General features: G+C 44.5%; 16 protein-coding genes, 2 tRNA genes and 3 rRNA genes. 7 read left to right on the top strand and 14 right to left on the bottom strand.

The genetic code is table 11. The annotated features are described in order from the left end of the window. On the bottom strand, positions 1–1122 hold the full coding sequence (locus QE417_RS15420; protein WP_311951359.1) for an SPFH domain-containing protein: 1122 nt from the start codon (positions 1120–1122) through the stop codon (positions 1–3). A gap of 218 nt (positions 1123–1340) precedes the next feature. Here QE417_RS15420 and QE417_RS15415 point away from each other — a divergent pair, with 218 nt between their 5' ends. Next, positions 1341–1574, top strand: a complete 234-nt coding sequence (locus QE417_RS15415; RefSeq protein WP_311951358.1) for a hypothetical protein — start codon at positions 1341–1343, stop codon at positions 1572–1574. Positions 1575–1584: 10 nt separating this feature from the next. Further along, the gene (locus QE417_RS15410) at positions 1585–2703 is read left to right on the top strand and encodes a hypothetical protein (RefSeq protein ID WP_311951357.1); all 1119 of its coding nucleotides are present in this window, start codon (positions 1585–1587) and stop codon (positions 2701–2703) included. A gap of 33 nt (positions 2704–2736) precedes the next feature. On the opposite strand, the gene QE417_RS15405 is transcribed toward QE417_RS15410, so the two are convergent. The 3 genes from QE417_RS15405 to murB form a co-directional block, all read right to left on the bottom strand. After that, positions 2737–3033, bottom strand: coding sequence for a hypothetical protein (locus QE417_RS15405; RefSeq protein WP_311951356.1), 297 nt, complete (start codon positions 3031–3033; stop codon positions 2737–2739). 215 nt (positions 3034–3248) lie between these two features. After that, on the bottom strand, positions 3249–3788 hold the full coding sequence (locus tag QE417_RS15400) for an RNA polymerase sigma factor (RefSeq protein WP_311951355.1): 540 nt from the start codon (positions 3786–3788) through the stop codon (positions 3249–3251). Positions 3789–4070: 282 nt separating this feature from the next. Continuing rightward, positions 4071–5090 carry a UDP-N-acetylmuramate dehydrogenase gene (murB, locus tag QE417_RS15395; protein WP_311951354.1) on the bottom strand — a complete coding sequence of 340 codons (1020 nt, stop codon included), beginning with the start codon at positions 5088–5090 and terminating at the stop codon, positions 4071–4073. A 97-nt stretch (positions 5091–5187) separates the two neighbouring features. Between murB and QE417_RS15390 the strand changes: the two genes are divergently transcribed. After that, on the top strand, positions 5188–5913 hold the full coding sequence (locus tag QE417_RS15390; RefSeq protein ID WP_311951353.1) for an FRG domain-containing protein: 726 nt from the start codon (positions 5188–5190) through the stop codon (positions 5911–5913). Between the two features lie 7 nt (positions 5914–5920). Here QE417_RS15390 and QE417_RS15385 read toward each other — a convergent pair whose 3' ends face one another. Together QE417_RS15385 and lpdA are read right to left on the bottom strand one after the other, a co-directional pair. Then, the gene (locus QE417_RS15385) at positions 5921–6361 is read right to left on the bottom strand and encodes a sterol desaturase family protein (RefSeq protein ID WP_311951352.1); all 441 of its coding nucleotides are present in this window, start codon (positions 6359–6361) and stop codon (positions 5921–5923) included. 173 nt (positions 6362–6534) lie between these two features. After that, entirely contained in the window at positions 6535–7938 is a 1404-nt protein-coding gene (lpdA, locus tag QE417_RS15380) for a dihydrolipoyl dehydrogenase (protein WP_311951351.1), read from the bottom strand. A gap of 135 nt (positions 7939–8073) precedes the next feature. Here lpdA and QE417_RS15375 point away from each other — a divergent pair, with 135 nt between their 5' ends. Beyond that, entirely contained in the window at positions 8074–8292 is a 219-nt protein-coding gene (locus QE417_RS15375) for a hypothetical protein (RefSeq protein WP_311951350.1), read from the top strand. 152 nt (positions 8293–8444) lie between these two features. Here QE417_RS15375 and rrf read toward each other — a convergent pair. The 5 genes from rrf to QE417_RS15350 all read right to left on the bottom strand — a co-directional run bounded on the left by rrf (position 8445) and on the right by QE417_RS15350 (position 13848). After that, positions 8445–8556 (bottom strand): 5S ribosomal RNA (gene rrf / locus QE417_RS15370). Between the two features lie 204 nt (positions 8557–8760). Then, positions 8761–11644, bottom strand: a 23S ribosomal RNA gene (locus QE417_RS15365). A 281-nt stretch (positions 11645–11925) separates the two neighbouring features. Further along, positions 11926–11999 (bottom strand) — tRNA-Ala (locus tag QE417_RS15360). A gap of 94 nt (positions 12000–12093) precedes the next feature. Then, positions 12094–12168 (bottom strand) — tRNA-Ile (locus QE417_RS15355). Between the two features lie 155 nt (positions 12169–12323). Then, positions 12324–13848 (bottom strand): 16S ribosomal RNA (locus QE417_RS15350). Together the 16S, 23S and 5S rRNA genes with 2 tRNA genes alongside form the textbook arrangement of a ribosomal RNA operon. A 752-nt stretch (positions 13849–14600) precedes the next feature. On the opposite strand from QE417_RS15350, the gene QE417_RS15345 reads away from it, so the two are divergent. Then, positions 14601–16007 (top strand): methyltransferase RsmF C-terminal domain-like protein, encoded by a 1407-nt coding sequence (locus QE417_RS15345; RefSeq protein WP_311951349.1) that lies wholly within the window; start codon positions 14601–14603, stop codon positions 16005–16007. A 170-nt stretch (positions 16008–16177) separates the two neighbouring features. Here the strand turns inward: QE417_RS15345 and QE417_RS15340 are convergent, their stop codons facing one another. Then, positions 16178–16549 carry a CoA-binding protein gene (locus QE417_RS15340; protein ID WP_311951348.1) on the bottom strand — a complete coding sequence of 124 codons (372 nt, stop codon included), beginning with the start codon at positions 16547–16549 and terminating at the stop codon, positions 16178–16180. Further along, positions 16539–17024, bottom strand: a complete 486-nt coding sequence (locus QE417_RS15335) for a DinB family protein (protein ID WP_311951347.1) — start codon at positions 17022–17024, stop codon at positions 16539–16541. Before QE417_RS15335 ends, QE417_RS15340 begins: the two co-directional genes overlap by 11 nt. A gap of 179 nt (positions 17025–17203) precedes the next feature. Between QE417_RS15335 and QE417_RS15330 the strand changes: the two genes are divergently transcribed. Then, the gene (locus QE417_RS15330; protein WP_311951346.1) at positions 17204–17764 is read left to right on the top strand and encodes an RNA polymerase sigma factor; all 561 of its coding nucleotides are present in this window, start codon (positions 17204–17206) and stop codon (positions 17762–17764) included. 13 nt (positions 17765–17777) lie between these two features. Further along, positions 17778–18176 carry a hypothetical protein gene (locus tag QE417_RS15325; protein ID WP_311951345.1) on the top strand — a complete coding sequence of 133 codons (399 nt, stop codon included), beginning with the start codon at positions 17778–17780 and terminating at the stop codon, positions 18174–18176. Positions 18177–18296: 120 nt separating this feature from the next. Here the strand turns inward: QE417_RS15325 and QE417_RS15320 are convergent, their stop codons facing one another. Further along, positions 18297–19847, bottom strand: a complete 1551-nt coding sequence (locus QE417_RS15320; RefSeq protein WP_311951344.1) for an NAD(P)/FAD-dependent oxidoreductase — start codon at positions 19845–19847, stop codon at positions 18297–18299. Positions 19848–20032: the final 185 nt, after the last annotated feature.

Below are 20032 nucleotides of genomic sequence, written 5' to 3'. Positions count from 1 at the left end.
TTAAACCTGCGGAAGCGGTGGCGGCATGTTTTCAAATAAACCAGCAAGCTCGGGCGTATTACCGGCTGCCTGCCATTCGGCCATACCTTTTTTCCAAACCATACTTGTGGCATTAAGTGTTTGTGCCGATACCATTTTGGTAATAGTGTCTAAACTATGCGGACCATCAGATTTACCGTTCAAGGCAATAAAATACTCATCAGCTTGGGGTATTGGCGGAGGGCCGCCTGCCTGGTTAGTAGCAGTGGCATCAAAATGGTTTTGCTGGAATATATTGCCCGCCTGCCCCATCATGGCAGCACCTGCGGCAAGCCCCATTCCTGCTGATGCCAGGTTACCACCAATAGTATTCTCAGCCGATTTTTCGATAGCATTGGCAGCCTGGTACTGTGCATAAGCACCCAGGTTGCCAATAATACCCATTTGGCTGCGTTTATCTAAAGCGGTTTCCACTTCGGGCGGCAATGAGATATTCTCCACCATGAGCGTGGTTAGCTCGAGGCCAAGGTTATCATAATCGCCCTGAATTTTATTTTTGATGAGGCCCGATACTTCATCATAATTAGCAGCCAGATCGAGAATTGGAATTTTAGAAGCCGCAACCTCATCCATACCTCTTGATACGATGGTGTTGCGCAGCTGCTCGTTAATACCATCAACGGTATAATTGGTATTAGTAGCAGATACTTGCTGCAAAAATTTAAGCGCGTTATTTACCCTGAAACTAAATGTACCAAAGGCCCTTAAACGCACCGGGCCAAACTCAGCATCGCGCAGCATTACCGGGTTTTTGGTTCCCCATTTTTGGTTGGTAAACTGGCGGGTACTTATAAAAAACACATCGGCCTTAAACGGGCTTTTAAAACCGTAGGCCCAGCTTTGTAAAGCCGTTAATATGGGCATGTTTTGGGTCGATAACTCATATATGCCCGGCGTAAACACATCAGCCACCTTACCCTCGTTCATAAAAATAGCTACCTGCGATTCGCGTACGGTAAGCTTGGCACCCATTTTTATGGCATTGTTATGTCGTTCAAATTTCCATACCAGTGTGTCTTGAGTGGTATCAACCCACTCTATTATATCTATAAATTCGCTGAGCAAATTGCTTAAAAATCCCATGTTGTATTATTTAATTGCCGATAAGTACAGCACTAAAATGGGCATTAACTCTTGAAAAACAAATAACGAATATATTATTTATTGTTACTCTGCATAAGAGTAACCTGCACCGTCCTGATAATAGATACTGAGTGGCAATTTAGTAGTAGCTTAGCCATAACCATTTATTTTACCGCATAAGCCAACTCGTATAGCTTATTAAAACTTTATACCTAACCATGAAAAAAATATGTGTTAGACTGTTCATTTTATTGACAGGACTTAACCTAAGTACCTACGCGCAAATAGGCAAACGTTTCCCGAGCGAACGAAAAATAGTGAAAGACCCTGTAACCGGCACCATGCTTACATTTTTTAACCAGCACCCCTGCGGGCGATACCAAAATTTACCAAACTCACCCGCAATGGACATCAGACGGCCAGTGGCTGGTATTCCGCTCAAACCGGGCTAAGGGAGAGGCTTTGGCCGTAAATGAAAAAACCGGCGATATGGTGCAAATTACCGAAGGTGGTTACACCGGCATGCTCAACCTGGCCCGCAAAAGCATGAAGCTATACTTACTGCGCCGCGCAGGTAATCAGCCCGAAACTCCCGGTCAGCGCACTTCAACGGCTATGCAACTGGTTGAAATGGATCTAACTAAAATACTTGCCGATAGCAAAACCGGTAAAATGCAGCCCGTATCGGCATATCAACGCATTTGCGGCACCATACCTGCCGAGATGGGTGCAGGTGGCGACATGGCTTTAGATGCCGACGAGGATAAAGTATACTTTCATGTGGGCCGTGCCGAGGCAGCAAAGCATATGGAGCCAGGTGCTAAGGTTGAAAGTGCCTTTGGCCCACGCAATATGGGCGCAGGACCAAACGGCCTGGCCAGCATGAATGTTAAAACAGGCGATATTAAATACATCACATCGGTACCTTTCCAAATTGGGCATATACAGGTAAACCCCTGGGTACCTGGCGAAATTATTTTTTGCTGGGAAACCGGCGGAAAATCGCCCCAACGCACATGGACGGTTATGGCCGATGGCACAGGCTTGCGCCCGCTTTACCCCGAGGCGCCTTACGAATGGGTAACCCACGAAGCCGTTATTACGCCCAACGAGGTAGCCATTGCCATTATGGGTCACCGTAAAATACCCGGCACCGAAGGTGAGGCAAAGCCCGGAACGGCAGTGGGCGGTGCCAACCCCGGTCAGGAAACAGCCTGGGGGCAATCGGGCACACGCGAAAAGCCAACCGGGCTGGGCATAGTAAACATTCGCACACGCGAAATGACCATTGCCGGGCAAACACCAAGCGGCAGCGGTTTATGGCATGTGGGTGGGTCAAAAGATGGCCGCTGGGCCGTGGGCGATGATTTTTCGCGCAGTATATACCTTATTGACAGGCACACACGTGAAATGATCATGCTTTCAACCGGCCATAAAGAAACCGCGGCCGACCATCCGCACCCTACATTTAGTCCTGACGGTACACGGATAGAAATACAATCGGCCATGCTATCGGCCGATGGAAAATCGATGAATATTTGTATTATACCGGTGCCCGAGGCTTGGTTAAAACGGAATTAGAAGTAAGTACTTTGCTAATTTACCGGCTTACGCTTATTTATTTAAAAGACTAATTACCAATATTAACACATTAACCACTACACAAAAATAAACGATATTTTTTGTGCGATCATGCGTAACAATTGCTCTAAGCAGCTTTTTTTCTACAAGATTATTAGCCACAGGAGCATGTTTGACCAAGGTTTGCGTATTGAGGTTACCAGTCCATAATTGCAATAAACCCCAGTTAGTAAGTTTCCTGAATTTGATGATAGTTACATTGGCTTTGGCAAAAAAACCGAAAGCCATAAAACCTATAATTAACGCTATTAGTTGCAGCAATTGAAGCATGCTGCAAGGTAAATAAATTTATGCCTCACAGGCCTGCAACCATGCATAGCTGAACCATTTTTATATACTCGTTGCAAGACACAGTGCAGGATAAAGTTTCATTTTTAACAAAAGCTTTAGCCGCTTTTATAAGATTAGATAATTCCCATCAACAAAAAAGCCCGCTTATACAAAGCGGGCCTTCTCATTCTATATATTGAGTTTAAAAGTGCAAATTATTCTTCCTCGGCATAAACCGCTTTTTTAACACCATTATCATATGCTTTCAAGTTCTTTTTAAGCAGCTTGCGGGCAACGTGGATACGGGTTTTTACGGTACCGATAGGGATTGTTAAGTGATCAGCAATTTCGTGATATTTGTGACCTTCAAAGTACATGGTGAATGGCACATAATAATCTTCGGGTAATTTGTCTAAAGCACGACGAATATCATCCATTACAAATTTAGATTCACCCTGATTTTTGGTTGAGCTGAATACTAAGTTGGCTGATGAAATTTCTTCAGACTTGGTTACGAAGGTGCTCATTTTAACAAAACGACGGTAGTTGTTAATGAACGTGTTTTTCATGATGGTGTACAACCATCCTTTCAAATTGGTACCTTCTTTAAATTTATTGTAGTAGGTAATAGCCTTCAACATTGTATCCTGAACAAGGTCGTTAGCATCGTCTGCGTCATGAGTAAAGTGCAGTGCGTATGAACGTAGTGAACTGGCTTGACGCAATACCATGGTGTTAAACTCAATCTTTGTCATTCTGTTATCTGTTAAAGTTTTGTATACAGATAATGGCAAACATGATACCGTTTTGTATTATCTGTGAATTTAAAATGACAAATAGCCAGTATAAATTCGAAAAAAACTGAGGTTTTTATACCTAAATGCCCTTGATAAGCCTACTGTGCATCAATGCCTTAATATTTATAAAACAAATTGGTAACATTTGTTATTATAACTGTAATATTTACTGTAAGGTTTTGAGTACAATACCCTACGTTGTGTTCAGATTATTGGATTTTACTGTATAAAGTGTAAGCTTTATGGGATGATGTTCACTTCGCGATCGAGCATAACGCCAAATTTTGTATACACACTGTCTATGATTTGCGACGACAGGTTGTATATCTCTTGACCGGTAGCCCCGCCGTGATTCACCAGTACTAATGCCTGATTTTCCCAGGTACCGGTATTACCTACCACTTTTCCCTTCCAGCCGCATTGTTCTATAAGCCAGCCTGCTGCCAGTTTAACTTTATTATCGCCTGCGGGATAGTTTGCCACCTCGGGATATTGTGCTTTTATGGTTTGGAATAGATTGGTATCAATAACCGGATTTTTAAAAAAGCTTCCTGAATTACCTATGGTAGAAGGGTCGGGCAGTTTAGATACACGGATGGCCGATACCACTTGTGATACATCTTTTATAGTAGGCTCCCCAATGCCCCGGTTAGCCAACTCCTGCCCTATGGCTCCGTAGCTTATGTTAAGATTGGGGGTAAGCGACAGTTTAAACTTAACCGACGTAATAATGTATTGCCCCTTTAAGGCCGATTTAAACACACTTTCGCGGTAGCCAAACTGGCAATCTTCTTTACTAAAAACTTTTACTTGTCCGGTAGCAACTTCGAATGCGCGGCAGCTTTCAAACACATCTTTGAGTTCGACCCCATAAGCGCCTATGTTTTGGATGGGTGATGCACCCACCGAACCGGGAATGAGGCTGAGGTTCTCCATACCGGCAAAGTTGTGGTTTACGCAAAAGTTTACCAGGTCGTTCCATACTTCGCCGGCACCGGCTTCTATAATAACCTCATTGTGGTTTATGCGGTGTTCGATGCCGCGAATGTTGAGGCGGATCACCAGTCCGTCGAAATTATTTACCAGCAACATATTGCTGCCGCCGCCCAAAACGAGCCGCTCGGTGGTTAGCCATTGCGAATCGGCAAAGAGTTCGGTTAAATCCTGCTCATGGTTAATTTCTACAAAGTACCGGGCACTGGCCTCAATACCAAAGGTGTTGAAATTTTTAAGCGAAACGTTTTCTTCGATCTGCAGCATGAGCGTTGTTATATAGTGGGGCGAATTTCGGAATTTTATTAGAGATAGCTAATATGTATATTTGAATAAGGCCACAGTATAACGGGCCAATATCACAATGAAAGTATTTACTGATGACAAATATTTAATTACATCATTTAAAAGGTTTGTAGAAATTGTAGAAGAAAGACACTCTCCAACAACTATCAAACCCTATCAGTGGTATTTTAGAGGCCATAGTAATTTGGATTACAAATTAATGCCCAGTATCGGAAGGTTGCTTGGCACAGAAAGATTCCCTACTGTTAAACATGTAGAAGAGGCCGAGAAAAATGCATTTAGTCAATTTGAGATTCAAACTTACAGTGATTTAAGAGAACCGAACTTATTTATATTACTTGCAATAGCTCAACATCATGGTTTAAAAACACGCTTGCTTGACTGGACACTGTCCCCACTTGTTGCATTGTTTTTTGCTGTAGAAAATGAAAGTAAAACAGATGGTGCTTTTTTTGCCTTTAATGCGCAAAAAAAATTGACTACTATTTTAAGAAAAACAGAATCACCGTTTGACGATTTAGGTAGTTCTTATCAATATTTATCTATCCCATCATTAACACCAAGAATTAGTGCCCAAAGTGGCATTTTTCAATTATTTAGAGAACCTACAAAACCATTTGAGGATGCGAATTATTTAGAGAAATTTATTATCCCTGAAAGTGCAAAACGTGATATAAAAATTGATTTAAATAATTTTGGAGTTTCCTACTATACACTTTTTCCTGATTTAGATGGGTTAAGTAAAAAGCTCAATTATATTTTACTAAACGAAAAACCATATTAATACAATACTATCTCTTAAAATACTTCTTACTCGCTACCAGCAACCCAAATTCTTCCGATGGATTTTTCTCCGTTGACTTATGGTGAATTTTATGCGCTCGGCGGATGCTCAGCAAATAGCTATTGGTAGTTTTAAATGCCTTAAAGCGGTTGTGTATAAACCAATCATGAAAAATGAAGTAGATAAAACCATACAAGCTGATGCCTACGCCTATCCAAAAGCGGTAATCAAGCGTAAAATGCCCTGTCCACATCAGCCACATAGATAAACCTGCAAAACCGAGGCTAAATACATCATTCAACTCAAACCACCCGTGACGCGCTTGATGGTGCGTTTTATGAATAAACCACAACGGGCCATGAAAAAGGTATTTATGGATGAACCAGGAGAAAGCTTCCATAATGCCTACAGTAACCAAGGTGATGGGTATATTGATCAGTAAGTTCATAATTGATAGTCCATTGTTGATAACCGGAAGTTAATTCCTTAATAAAACTCAAGTTAAATATCTTTATTCATAACCTCATTAAAGAAGAAAGGTTGCAAGGATAATCCCTGCAACCTTTATATCAAATGTCGACCAAATTAACTACTCACGTAATCAACTGATCATCTTACTCACTAAATATGTATAGGCCTATTGTCGGTAGCTGCTAAACAGGCTTCGCGAATGGCTTCGGTAAATGTTGGGTGAGCGTGGCTCATACGGGTTACATCTTCCGCACTGGCACGGAATTCCATCGCAACCACACCTTCGGCAATCATATCGGCCGCACGCGGACCGATCATGTGCATGCCCAATATTTCATCTGTAGCGGCATCAGCCAATACTTTAACAAATCCATCCAAATCCATACTGGCACGGGCACGTCCGCTGGCTTTGAAAGGGAATGAACCTGTTTTGTATTTCACGCCTTTTTCTTTCAGTTGCTCTTCGGTATAACCTACGCTGGCAACCTCTGGCCAGGTGTAAACCACACCCGGGATAAGGTTATAGTTGATATGCGGCTTTTGACCGGCAATTATTTCAGCTACAAAAGTACCTTCATCCTCAGCTTTGTGCGCAAGCATAACACCTTTAACTACATCGCCAATAGCGTATATGCCTTTAACACTGGTTTCAAGATGTTCATCAACAGTAATTTTCTTACCGCGCTCTTCAACCGTAATACCAATATTCTCTAAACCTAAGCCATCGGTATAAGCAACACGACCTACGGCTACTAAACAATAGTCGCCTTTCAGTTCTTTTTGTTCGCCTTTAGGAGTATCAAAAGTAACGGTAACTTCTTCACCTTCTACTTTAGCACCGGTAACTTTATGGCCGAGGTAAAATTCCATACCCAATTTGGAAAGCACCTTCTGAAGTTCTTTACCCAAGCCTTTATCCATGGTAGGTATGATCGAATCCATGTATTCGATAACCGAAACCTTAGCACCCAAACGCGCATATACCGAACCCAGTTCCAAACCAATAACACCACCACCAATTAACACTAAGTGCTTAGGAACCTCCGGCAGATTTAAGGCTTCTGTTGAAGTTATAATACGCTTTTTGTCGATAGGTAAAAAAGGCAGGCTCGATGGTTTTGAACCGGTAGCAATGATCACATTTTTACCGGTAATAGTTTCTTCCGTACCATCGGCTTTTTTAATGATAATGGTATTTTTGTCTTTAAACGAACCTACACCTTGGTAAGAAGTAATTTTATTTTTTTTGAACAGGAAGGTAATGCCACCGGTAGTTTGTGCAACTACTTCATCTTTACGGGTAACCATCTGTTTAAAGTCAACGCTCAGGTTATCAAGGTTAATACCATGGGTTTTAAAAGTGTGAGCAGCATTATGGTAATGCTCACTCGAGTCGAGCAAAGCTTTTGACGGGATACAGCCTACATTTAAGCAGGTGCCGCCAAATGTGCTGTACTTTTCAATACAAGCAGTTTTTAAACCCAGTTGGGCACAACGTATAGCAGCCACATAGCCACCCGGCCCCGAACCTATAACGATAACATCATATTGCATAATAGTAATCTATTTGTTGGAGCCCAAAGGTAAAGCATCAAACCGTAATAATGTTAATTTTTTGGTAAAGATTAGTCCTGATAATAAGATTTACTATATTAGTTTAATGCATTTTTAAAAATGCATTAAACTAATATGGCCGAAAATATAGGCACTTTAATTATAGCTGCTATTTTAATATTCCTAATTTATTTAGGCTTGATTGCTTTACTCAAGGCCATACTCCCTCAATCTGACTTACGTGCATTTATACTCTCTCCAAGTGGTAAAGTATTAATGGCTTTCGTTTCCTGTATCATTTTTTGCATTGCATTTGTTTATGTTTTAATAAACTTTTCAGGCATACAATGTTAAATTTATAATAGAGCATCTTATCATAATAAGATCAAACCCATCACCGTAGCATGCAGGTTTATACACAAATGTATAGGTATAATTCTATGAGAGAAAGGGTATTAAACGCAAAAAACCCCGCTACGAGTGAACGTACGGGGTTGATTGATAAGGTTTGGCGCCGACCTACTCTCCCACATTTTACTGCAGTACCATCGGCTCTGGCGGGCTTAACTTCTCTGTTCGGAATGGGAAGAGGTGGACACCGCCGATATAGGCACCTGAATTTCTTTTTGTTGAAGGGAAGGGTGGAAAGGAGAAGGGTGAAAGGTTTTGATACCTTTATCCTTTTGCCTTTGACCTACCGGCCTTAACAATGACATATTATTGAAAGAAGCAACTGTTTTTTCCTGAAAAGAACTTTACAGTACTATTTTGTTTTTTGAGTTCGGTGATGTGACCGGAAAGATCACACCACCTTATCTGTTTGCGAAGAAAGCGTCGGGCAATTAGTATTACTCGGCTATGATGTCACCACCTTTACACCTGTAACCTATCAACGTAGTAGTCTACTACGACCCTCAAGGGAAGTCTCATCTTGTGGCTAGTTTCGCACTTAGATGCTTTCAGCGCTTATCTATTCCGAACGTAGCTACTCTGCAGTACAGCTGGCGCCATAACAGATTCACTAGAGGTTCGTCCAACCCGGTCCTCTCGTACTAAGGTCAGCCCCACTCAAACTTCCAACGCCCACAACAGATAGGGACCGAACTGTCTCGCGACGTTCTGAACCCAGCTCGCGTGCCACTTTAATCGGCGAACAGCCGAACCCTTGGGACCTTCTCCAGCCCCAGGATGTGACGAGCCGACATCGAGGTGCCAAACCTCCCCGTCGATATGAGCTCTTGGGGGAGATCAGCCTGTTATCCCCAGCGTACCTTTTATCCTTTGAGCGATGGCCCTTCCATGCAGAACCACCGGATCACTATATCCGTCTTTCGACCCTGCTCGGCTTGTCTGCCTCACAGTCAAGCAAGCTTATGCTATTGCACTCCACGTACGGTTACCAAGCGTACTGAGCTTACCTTTGAAAGCCTCCGTTACCTTTTTGGAGGCGACCACCCCAGTCAAACTACCCGCCAAACAATGTCCTCCATTGTATAGAGTTAGACACCAAATACAGAAAGGGTGGTATTTCAACGTTGACTAACATACTCCTAGCGAAGCATGATCACAGTCTCCCACCTATCCTACACATCCTGTAGCCGATATCAATGTTAAGTTGTAGTGAAGGTGCATGGGGTCTTTCCGTCCCGTTGCGGGTAACCGGCGTCTTCACCGATACCACAATTTCACCGAGCTCATGGCTGAGACAGCGCCCAGATCGTTACACCATTCGTGCAGGTCGGAACTTACCCGACAAGGAATTTCGCTACCTTAGGACCGTTATAGTTACGGCCGCCGTTTACCGGGGCTTCGATTCAATGCTTCGCCTTGCGACTAACATCCCCTCTTAACCTTCCGGCACCGGGCAGGTGTCAGGCCATATACGTCATCTTTCGATTTTGCATAGCCATGTGTTTTTGTTAAACAGTCGCCTGGGCCTTTTCACTGCGGCTCCCATTGCTGAGAGCGCCCCTTCTCCCGAAGTTACAGGGCCATTTTGCCGAGTTCCTTAGCCATGAATCACTCGAGCACCTTAGGATTCTCTCCTCGACTACCTGTGTCGGTTTACGGTACGGGTTTTTATAACCTGAAGCTTAGCAGGTTTTCTTGGAAGTCTGATTACCATCACTATCACGCCACCCGAAGGCTTTGTGTACTATCAGCGTTCAGCAAATCTGGCGTACTTAACTACCAAACCTATACCTACGGCCTTTAACGTCCTATTCCGTCAGGACGCGGATGTGTCACTACTCCGTCACTGCATCGCAGTTATAAAAAGTACTGGAATATTAACCAGTTGTCCATCGGAATCTCCACTCGGATTATCCTTAGGCCCCGACTAACCCTGATCCGATTAGCGTTGATCAGGAAACCTTAGTCTTTCGGTGGGCGGGTTTCTCTCCCGCCTTATCGTTACTTATGCCTACATTTGCTTTTCTATCCTCTCCACATGCACTTGTCGTGTCATGCTTCGCCGATGATAGAATGCTCCCCTACCAGTATATACAATGTATATAATCCATAGCTTCGGTATACTGTTTAATGCCCGTTTATTATCCATGCCCGGCCGCTCGACTAGTGAGCTGTTACGCACTCTTTAAATGAATGGCTGCTTCCAAGCCAACATCCTAGCTGTCTGTGCAGCCGGACCTCGTTAGTTCAACTTAACAGTAATTTAGGGACCTTAGCTGATGGTCTGGGTTCTTTCCCTCTCGGCCCTGGACCTTAGCACCCAGAGCCTCACTGCAGCGTATATTATAAAGCATTCGGAGTTTGTCTGGATTTGGTAGGATTTGACTCCCCCGCACCCAATCAGTAGCTCTACCTCTTTATAACTTTACCGCCACGCTGTTCCTAAAAACATTTCGGGGAGTACGAGCTATTTCCCAGTTTGATTAGCCTTTCACCCCTACCCACAAATCATCCGGAAACTTTTCAACGTTTATCGGTTCGGTCCTCCAGTACCTGTTACGGCACCTTCAACCTGTCCATGGGTAGATCACAAGGTTTCGCGTCTACCTCCTCTGACTGCACGCCCTATTCAGACTCGCTTTCGCTTCGGCTTCGTGTCTTAAACACTTAACCTTGCCAGAGAAGAGTAACTCGTAGGCTCATTATGCAAAAGGCACGCCGTCACAGATCAAGTCTGCTCCGACCGCTTGTAAGTACACGGTTTCAGGTTCTATTTCACTCCCCTGTTCGGGGTTCTTTTCACCTTTCCCTCACGGTACTGGTTCACTATCGGTCTCTCAGTAGTATTTAGCCTTACCGGATGGTGCCGGCAGATTCCTACAGGGCGTCTCCGACCCCGCAGTACTCAGGAACTCACTAGGTTATTATTCCTTACGCGTACGCAACTCTCATGCTCTATGGTAGGCCTTCCCATGCCTTTCCGCTTCAGTTTAATATACCACATCGTGGTCCTACAACCCCAGTTATGCCGTAACATAAATGGTTTGGGCTGTTTCCCTTTCGCTCGCCACTACTCAGGAAATCACTATTGTTTTCTCTTCCTCTGTTTACTTAGATGTTTCAGTTCAACAGGTTCGCGCATTTGCAGTTATCCTTCAGATAACTAGGTTTCCCCATTCGGAAATCTCCGGATTAATTCATATTTGCTAATCCCCGGAGCTTATCGCAGCTTATCACGTCCTTCATCGCCTCTGAGAGCCAAGGCATCCCCCGTGTACCCTTTCTTACTTTCTTCTACCTGTATCGCTTTTGCTCGATACGGTATGTTTTATTTAGTTCAAGTTATTTCAGAGTCAGGAGTCAAGAGTCAGGAATCAAGACAATTGCTTGTCTGTATTATTGAGTCTTTATTCTGTACTCTTCGTAACTGTCCTTCACTGTTGTTTTTTCAGTTTTTCAATTACTTCTTCCAATATGTCAAAGAACGTTTTGCTTTTAGTACTTAGTAGTGAGTACTTAGTATCAAGACCGGAGTCTTTTTACTTTATACTTGCTACTTACTACTCGTAAGCATCGTGGAGAATAACGGATTCGAACCGTTGACCCCCTGCGTGCAAGGCAGGTGCTCTAGCCAGCTGAGCTAATTCCCCTTTTAAAAAGCAATGAGTGATTTGGTGAATGTTATAATGACTGAATGTTTCACTCATTCGCTCATTCATTCCTTCTCTCATTTAACCCCTGTAGTAGTCCCGAGCAGATTTGAACTGCTGACCCCTACATTATCAGTGTAGTGCTCTAACCAAACTGAGCTACGAGACTATGGTTTGATGTTAGCCACTTTTCTGATATGGCTTCCTTTTTAAAGGGTTTCTCTTTTTTCTTCTTCTTTAATTTCTTAAGAAATACATGTACGTAGCAGGACTTTCTGTCTTTCCAATTGTTCCTTCAAGGCCACTTTCAGAATACTGCTCCAGAAAGGAGGTATTCCAGCCGCACCTTCCGGTACGGCTACCTTGTTACGACTTAGCCCCAGTTACCGGTTTTACCTTAGGACGCTCCTTGCGGTTACATACTTCAGGTACCCCCAGCTTCCATGGCTTGACGGGCGGTGTGTACAAGGCCCGGGAACGTATTCACCGCGTCATTGCTGATACGCGATTACTAGCGAATCCAACTTCACGGGGTCGAGTTGCAGACCCCGATCCGAACTGTGAATGGCTTTTAGAGATTGGCATCCTGTTGCCAGGTAGCAGCCCTCTGTACCATCCATTGTAGCACGTGTGTAGCCCCGGACGTAAGGGCCATGATGACTTGACGTCGTCCCCTCCTTCCTCTCTACTTGCGTAGGCAGTCTGTTTAGAGTCCCCACCTTGACGTGCTGGCAACTAAACATAGGGGTTGCGCTCGTTGCGGGACTTAACCCAACACCTCACGGCACGAGCTGACGACAGCCATGCAGCACCTAGTTTCGTGTCCCGAAGGACTGATTCGTCTCTGAATCATTCACTAACTTTCAAGCCCGGGTAAGGTTCCTCGCGTATCATCGAATTAAACCACATGCTCCTCCGCTTGTGCGGGCCCCCGTCAATTCCTTTGAGTTTCACCCTTGCGGGCGTACTCCCCAGGTGGAATACTTAACGCTTTCGCTTAGACGCTGACCGTATATCGCCAACATCGAGTATTCATCGTTTAGGGCGTGGACTACCAGGGTATCTAATCCTGTTTGATCCCCACGCTTTCGTGCCTCAGTGTCAATCACAATTTAGTGAGCTGCCTTCGCAATCGGTGTTCTGTGACATATCTATGCATTTCACCGCTACTTGTCACATTCCGCCCACTTCATCTGTATTCAAGCCCATCAGTATCAAAGGCACTGCGATAGTTAAGCTACCGTCTTTCACCCCTGACTTAATAGGCCACCTACGCACCCTTTAAACCCAATAAATCCGGATAACGCTTGGATCCTCCGTATTACCGCGGCTGCTGGCACGGAGTTAGCCGATCCTTATTCTTACCGTACATTCAGCTTCGGTCACGACCAAAGGTTTATTCCGGTACAAAAGCAGTTTACAACCCGTAGGGCCGTCTTCCTGCACGCGGCATGGCTGGTTCAGGCTTGCGCCGCCCATTGACCAATATTCCTTACTGCTGCCTCCCGTAGGAGTCTGGTCCGTGTCTCAGTACCAGTGTGGGGGGCCATCCTCTCAGATCCCCTAGACATCGTCGCCTTGGTGGGCCGTTACCCCGCCAACTAGCTAATGTCCCGCATGCCCATCTTTATCCTATAAATATTTGATGACACCTCAATGCTGAGTCGTCATGTTATGCGGTGTTAATCTCTCTTTCGAGAGGCTATCCCCCAGATAAAGGTAGGTTACATACGTGTTACGCACCCGTGCGCCACTCTCATGAGAAGCAAGCTCCTCAATCCCGTCCGACTTGCATGTATTAGGCCTGCCGCTAGCGTTCATCCTGAGCCAGGATCAAACTCTCCATTGTAAAATGTTTTGTTTGTATCCAGACCCTACTTTACTTAAAAATAGAAATCTGATTATTTGTATATCTTTATACAGTATTCAGTAGCTATATTTGAAGGTTTCTTTTTTTTTGACAGAGTAGACAATTACTTATCTCTCCCGCTACGTTACATGTTACTTCTTAAAAGAACTTTGTCGTCTCACCATCCCGGTTCGACTTTATATCTGGCACCATTGCGGTGTTTCGAAATCTTTGTTTGTTCGCCCTAAGGCTGTTTCAGTTTCGCTGCCCGTTGCAGACTGCGTTTTGCTTCCCGTTTTCGTTCCGCTTTCCCGCTCTTCTTTTCAGCCTCTCAGCTTCGTTCCGTTTGGGAGTGCAAAGGTAGATATTCTTTTTACTTTTCCAAAAAAAAGTTTTTCTTTTTTTTGGCGGCCTTTTCTTTCGAAAATAACCTTTTAAAATACCCCTGTGCCGCTTTTCAATTCTTTTCCCTTTCGTTGCGATTGGGAGTGCAAAGGTAAGAATCTTTATTTCTTTGTCAAGGATTATTTTAAAATAATTTTAAACCTTCTTAACATTCAATTGTTCTAACCTATTAATTCAATGCACAACCCTACTCGTTTGCGGGGCATCAAAGATAGAAACATTTAACCCTACTCCCAAATAAAATTTACAATTTTTCAATGCCTTTATTTAAAGGCTGTATATCAGTATAGTTAGCGGTTTTCACAAATACGGTTTAGCCTGTTTATTATATATACCTTTGCAAAAGCATGAATAATAACGCTCATTTTCCCGCAGGTTTTATCCAATCTTTACAACAGGCACCCGGTTTTAATGCCGATACTTTTACTGAAACACATCAGCAAAATCACGCTCCAACCTCGGTTAGGATAAATCCATCTAAAGAAATTACTTTAAATAATACCCAGCCGGTGCCTTGGTGCCGCAATGGTTATTACCTGCAAAGCCGCCCTTCGTTTACTTTCGACCCGCTTTTTCATGCCGGATGCTATTATGTGCAGGAGGCATCGTCGATGTTTATTGACCACATTATACAGTATATATATAATAAAGAGAATGGCCCGTACCGCGTTTTGGATCTATGTGCTGCTCCCGGAGGTAAAAGCACGCTAATTAGTTCGGCGCTTGGTGATGAAGATTTGCTGGTAGCCAACGAAATTATTAAAACCCGAGTACCTATATTAACGGATAACCTTAACCGCTGGGGCCGCAGCAATGTGGTGGTGAGCAATAACGATCCGAAGGCGTTTTCGCGCCTTAAAGGCTTTTTTGATATTATAGTGGTTGATGCGCCATGCTCTGGTTCGGGCATGTTCAGGAAAGACCCGGATGCGATGAACGAGTGGTCGGAAGAGAATGTCACGCTTTGCCAGCAACGGCAGGAACGTATTCTGGCCGATGTTTACCCGGCACTGGCCGAAGACGGCTACCTTATATATAGTACATGCTCTTACTCCTATGAAGAAGACGAGGCTGTGCTGGATTGGCTTTGCGAAGAATTTGACATGGAAAGCATACAAATACCTTTGCAAACTGAATGGGGTATTGTTGAAAGCCGATCGGCCGGGCATAAAGCGTGGGGCTATCGTTTTTACCCCGATAAGGTAAAGGGTGAAGGATTATTTGCAGCCTGCCTGCGCAAGCGCGAAAGTAGCGGCGAGGTACATGTTCATAAAAACAAAAACCAACCTAAACCTAATTATAAGGAGATAGACCTGCTTAAGCCACTTGTAAATGATGCAGCTGGCATGTACTTTTTTAAACTGAACGATGACTGGCTGGCTATCAATAAATCGTTACGCGAGGAGTTGGAAACTTTACAGCAGTACCTCTATATAAAGAAATCGGGCGTGCGGCTGGGCAAACTGGCCGGTAAAGAACTCATCCCCGATCATGAGTTTGCGCAAAGCCTGCTTATTAATAAAGAGTCTTTTTTGCAAACCGAACTTACCTACGACCAGGCCATTGCCTATTTGCGTAAAGACAATTTTGATTTAGATACCATCAACAAAGGCTGGAGCTTGATGAAATACCAGGGACAGGTTTTGGGCTGGGCCAAGTTGTTACCTAATAGGATGAATAATTATTACCCAAAGGAGATTAGGATTATAAGTCAGGCTCAGGCTACTCAGCCCTCTGAAGGGGGAGCAGAATAGAAGCAAGAGCCAAGAATCAAGAGCCAAGACAAAATGTAAATTGGACTCCTAAGGTTATAAGTACGCTTCGGGAGCGTGGACGCTATAAAAAACAATGGTTAAGCGAAGACGCTTGACTGGGCTATCTTTAATTTTTTCTCTTGGCTCTTGTTTCTTGGCTCTCTACCCACTTAGTAATCTCCCGTTGATAACATCACCAGCGTACAAGCCGCCAGTGTTTCAATTCCGCGTTCGCGTGCAAGGCTTCGCAGTTCGGGGTTTTCGGTACCGGGGTTGAATATGATACGCTTGGGGTTGGTGGCCAAAATATAATCGTACAACTGCGGTTGGTTTTGCGGACCAACATATAAGGTAATCGTATCTATATCGCTGTGTATGGCTTCGGGCTTTTCGATAGCCACGCCGGCTACCTCCCCTTTTTTTATACCCACATTTATAATAGGATGCCCGGTACGTACCAAACGGTTGGCGGCAAGGTAGGCGTAACGGCTGGCATCGGGGGTTGCTCCAAGTATGAGGGTTTTCTTTTGGTTAGTAAGCATGGTTAATACGGTTTAATAGTGCTATTTGGCCTGCATGATAAATTTGATGCTGAATGAACCCGTATATCAACTCCTTGTAAGTGGTTACCGGTCCGCCCAAGTTTCGCTCATCATTAATAGGCTGGTTCCATCTATCTTCATGAAACGCCTGTATGGCTTTGATCAAATTACTGTTAGCCTCATCTAAATCAATAACCATTTCGTTCCATTTTTGTTCCGATGCTTCGCCGGGTTCGGGCCAGTCGCCACGGGCAGGTTCGGCGGCAGGGTTGCCTTGGAGGCGATTGATAATTTCTTCGGTCCAGGCAATCATGTGTAAAACAATGTTGGCAATACTGTGCACCGAACCTTGGGGTTTATTGTAGGCAGCAATCCAGCTACCATCGGTTACTATCGTGCTAATAGGCGTGCCGTACCAGGGCTGGCCCACAAAGGCATCTTCTAAAGCATTTTGAAGTTTAAGTGCTGTTGTCATGATATTTAATCTGTTTGCAATTTTAGTTCCACGTTTTACCGTGCCTGTAACTAAAGAGCCAATATGCAATCTATTTTAATAAGAAAATGTGATTGCAAACATTTTTTCAAATTCATTAAAATGTTTTGGTCGATGAATCGTCTGCTTCAATAAAACATACAAAATTGGTTACTGCACTAATGTCCCAAGATAAGAACAGTTTTACCCTCCAAGCCATCAAAGATTATGGCAAGGGCTTGCTGTCGTTCATCAGGCGCAGGGTAAAAAGCGATGCCGATGCCGAAGACATACTGCAGGATGTTTGGTATCAGCTAAGTTCAGTAGTTAATGCGGCTCCTATTGAGCAAACCGGCGCCTGGCTTTACCGGGTTGCCCGCAACAAAATTACCGACAAATACCGCAAGCACACCGAGTGGCTGCTTAACGATCTATCACCCGACGATACCGAAAACGAGGACGACGCCCTTGATTTGGGTGCCATTATGTTAAGCAAAAACGCTACGCCCGAAACCGAATACTTGCGCAACATTTTTTGGGAGGAACTTTTTGCAGCGCTTGATGAGCTACCGCCCGAACAACGGCAGGTATTTATATGGCACGAGCTGGAAGACAAAAGCTTTGACGATATGGCTACCGAAACCGGGGTAAATTTACAAACCCTGGTATCGCGGAAGCGGTATGCGGTGCTGCACCTGCGCAAGCGGCTAAAGCAATTGTATGATGATATGAATAACTTTTAAAGATAAAAAAGACATGAAAAGAGCATTTTACGACCGACCTTACCGGTTTATATTCATCCCGTTTATTGCAGCGGCATTTTTGGGGCTCATAAGCCTGGCCGTTATGCAATTGTGGAACATCCTGCTGCCAGGCATCCTACACGTAAGCGCCATTACCTTTTGGCAGGCCATGGGCATATTTATATTAAGTAAGATTTTATTCGGCTTCGGTCGCCCTGGCAGGTTTGGCGGCGGCGGTGCTCCATGGATGCGCGGCCGCATGGCCGAACGTTTTAAAAACATGAGTCCTGAAGAACGTAGTCGTTTCAAAGATCACTTTGATAAACGTTGCCGAGGTGGCCGTGGCAAGTGGAGTGCTTATGATTGGCCTGAAGAACCCCACCCAAACCCTCCCCAAGAGGGAGGGCTTTAAGCTCCTTTTTGGAAGTCTTCTCTCCAGGGGGAGATTTAGAGGGGGCTTTAAAATCCTGAAATTACATTCAATCTAACAATAAGATGGGAGGCAGCCGCGAGGGTTGGCTCCCATTGCTTTTTAGGCTAATTGCTTAATGGCGGCCACGGCGCAGTTTATCCCATCAATAGCAGCCGAAATAATACCACCGGCGTAACCTGCACCTTCGCCGCAGGGGTAAAGGCCTGCTACCTGCGGGTGTTGCAGGGTTTCGCGGTCGCGGGGTATTTTTATGGGCGATGAAGTACGCGATTCTACACCTACCAGCAAGGCTTCGTTGGTATAATAACCCTTCATTTTACGACCAAATGCCGGTAATGCCTTTTGCAGGCGGTTGTGTATCCATAGTGGCAGCACCTCTTTTAAGTTGGCACTGGCCACACCGGGCAGGTACGAGTTTTTAGGAATATCTGTTGATATACGTCCTTCTACAAAATCAACCATACGCTGGCCAGGGGCAACGAGGTTACCGCCACCTACGGCAAAAGCCGTTTGTTCTACCTGTTGCTGAAAACGCAGGAGTTTAAACGGGTCATTATCATCGCCCGGTACATCCTCTAAATTAATTTGTACTACCGTGCCCGAATTAGCGAACGGGTTATTACGCTTACTTGGGCTCCAGCCATTCACCACAATTTCGTCGGGCTCGGTTGAGCAGGGGGCAATGATGCCGCCGGGGCACATGCAGAAGGAGAATACGCCGCGGTCGTCAACCTGTTCTACCAAGCTGTAATAGGATGGCGGCAGGTACGGGCCACGCACATCGCAATGGTATTGAGCTTTATCAATAATTTCCTGCGGATGCTCGATGCGTACACCCAGTGCAAAGGGCTTGGCTTCTATTAATACATTCTGGCGGTGCAGCATTTCAAACACATCGCGCGCCGAGTGGCCGGTTGCCAGGATCACGGCGTCAGCCTTTATATGGTCGCCGATGGCCGTTTGCACGCCGGTTATCTTTCCAAACTCAATATCAAGTGCGGTTACTTTTGTGTCGAACAAAAACTCACCGCCCGCATTCAGAATGGTTTCGCGCATGGCGGTAATGATTTGTGGCAGCTTGTTAGTACCTATATGGGGGCGCGCATCTATCAAAATATCTTCGTCGGCCCCATGGGCTACAAACATTTGTAGCACCTGGTTTACATCACCGCGCTTGGTAGAGCGGGTGTAGAGCTTACCATCGGAGTAGGTTCCTGCACCTCCTTCGCCAAAGCAATAGTTCGATTCGGGGTTTACCAGTCCTTCCTTATTAATATTGGCTAAATCTCTACGGCGTTGTTTTACGTCTTTGCCACGTTCTAAAATAATAGGCTTGCTGCCACTTAGTATACATTGCAGCGCGGCAAATATCCCGGCCGGACCGGCACCTATAATAATAACAGGCTTTTTGTCTTTTACATTAGGGTAGTTAATAGCAAAGCTGGCCGCAGGCGCAGGCTCATTTATAAATACCTGCACGTGCATGCGGTAAACCACCTTACGTCCACGGGCATCAATGGAGCGTTTGCGAATTTTTAAATCATTGATGCTTTTGGGCGACTGGTTGAGTTTAGCTGCCGCAATGCGTATCAGGGCTTCCATGTTTTCATGCTCCTCGGGCAGGCACACAATTTCGATCTCTTTCATCATAACGTTACTGCCGGGTTTTTATCCCGGATTGTGCAAAGATAAACATTGTACTCCAGTGCAAAAAGTGTTCGGCCGCACACTAAAACCGTTCGGTAACGAACAGATTAGTTAATAGATTAATTTTTATTATACTAAAAATCAACCACTTAATTATTTGGTGCCAAAGTTGGCATAGGTGTATCAAA

Source organism: Mucilaginibacter terrae (assembly GCF_031951985.1).
GTDB lineage: Bacteria > Bacteroidota > Bacteroidia > Sphingobacteriales > Sphingobacteriaceae > Mucilaginibacter > Mucilaginibacter terrae_A.
The sequence above is the reverse complement of the archived record's forward strand: the minus strand, read 5'-3'. Positions and strand labels throughout refer to the sequence as shown.

Coding starts and splice junctions, on each gene's coding strand:
- QE417_RS15330 (WP_311951346.1), top strand. CDS start 17,204: ATGTCCCAAGATAAGAACAGTTTTACCCTCCAAGCCATCAAAGATTAT.
- QE417_RS15415 (WP_311951358.1), top strand. CDS start 1,341: ATGAAAAAAATATGTGTTAGACTGTTCATTTTATTGACAGGACTTAAC.
- QE417_RS15340 (WP_311951348.1), bottom strand. CDS start 16,549: ATGCTTACTAACCAAAAGAAAACCCTCATACTTGGAGCAACCCCCGAT.
- QE417_RS15375 (WP_311951350.1), top strand. CDS start 8,074: ATGGCCGAAAATATAGGCACTTTAATTATAGCTGCTATTTTAATATTC.
- QE417_RS15325 (WP_311951345.1), top strand. CDS start 17,778: ATGAAAAGAGCATTTTACGACCGACCTTACCGGTTTATATTCATCCCG.
- QE417_RS15400 (WP_311951355.1), bottom strand. CDS start 3,788: ATGACAAAGATTGAGTTTAACACCATGGTATTGCGTCAAGCCAGTTCA.
- QE417_RS15320 (WP_311951344.1), bottom strand. CDS start 19,847: ATGATGAAAGAGATCGAAATTGTGTGCCTGCCCGAGGAGCATGAAAAC.
- murB (WP_311951354.1), bottom strand. CDS start 5,090: ATGCTGCAGATCGAAGAAAACGTTTCGCTTAAAAATTTCAACACCTTT.
- QE417_RS15385 (WP_311951352.1), bottom strand. CDS start 6,361: ATGAACTTACTGATCAATATACCCATCACCTTGGTTACTGTAGGCATT.
- QE417_RS15345 (WP_311951349.1), top strand. CDS start 14,601: ATGAATAATAACGCTCATTTTCCCGCAGGTTTTATCCAATCTTTACAA.
- QE417_RS15335 (WP_311951347.1), bottom strand. CDS start 17,024: ATGACAACAGCACTTAAACTTCAAAATGCTTTAGAAGATGCCTTTGTG.
- QE417_RS15390 (WP_311951353.1), top strand. CDS start 5,188: ATGAAAGTATTTACTGATGACAAATATTTAATTACATCATTTAAAAGG.
- lpdA (WP_311951351.1), bottom strand. CDS start 7,938: ATGCAATATGATGTTATCGTTATAGGTTCGGGGCCGGGTGGCTATGTG.
- QE417_RS15420 (WP_311951359.1), bottom strand. CDS start 1,122: ATGGGATTTTTAAGCAATTTGCTCAGCGAATTTATAGATATAATAGAG.
- QE417_RS15405 (WP_311951356.1), bottom strand. CDS start 3,033: ATGCTTCAATTGCTGCAACTAATAGCGTTAATTATAGGTTTTATGGCT.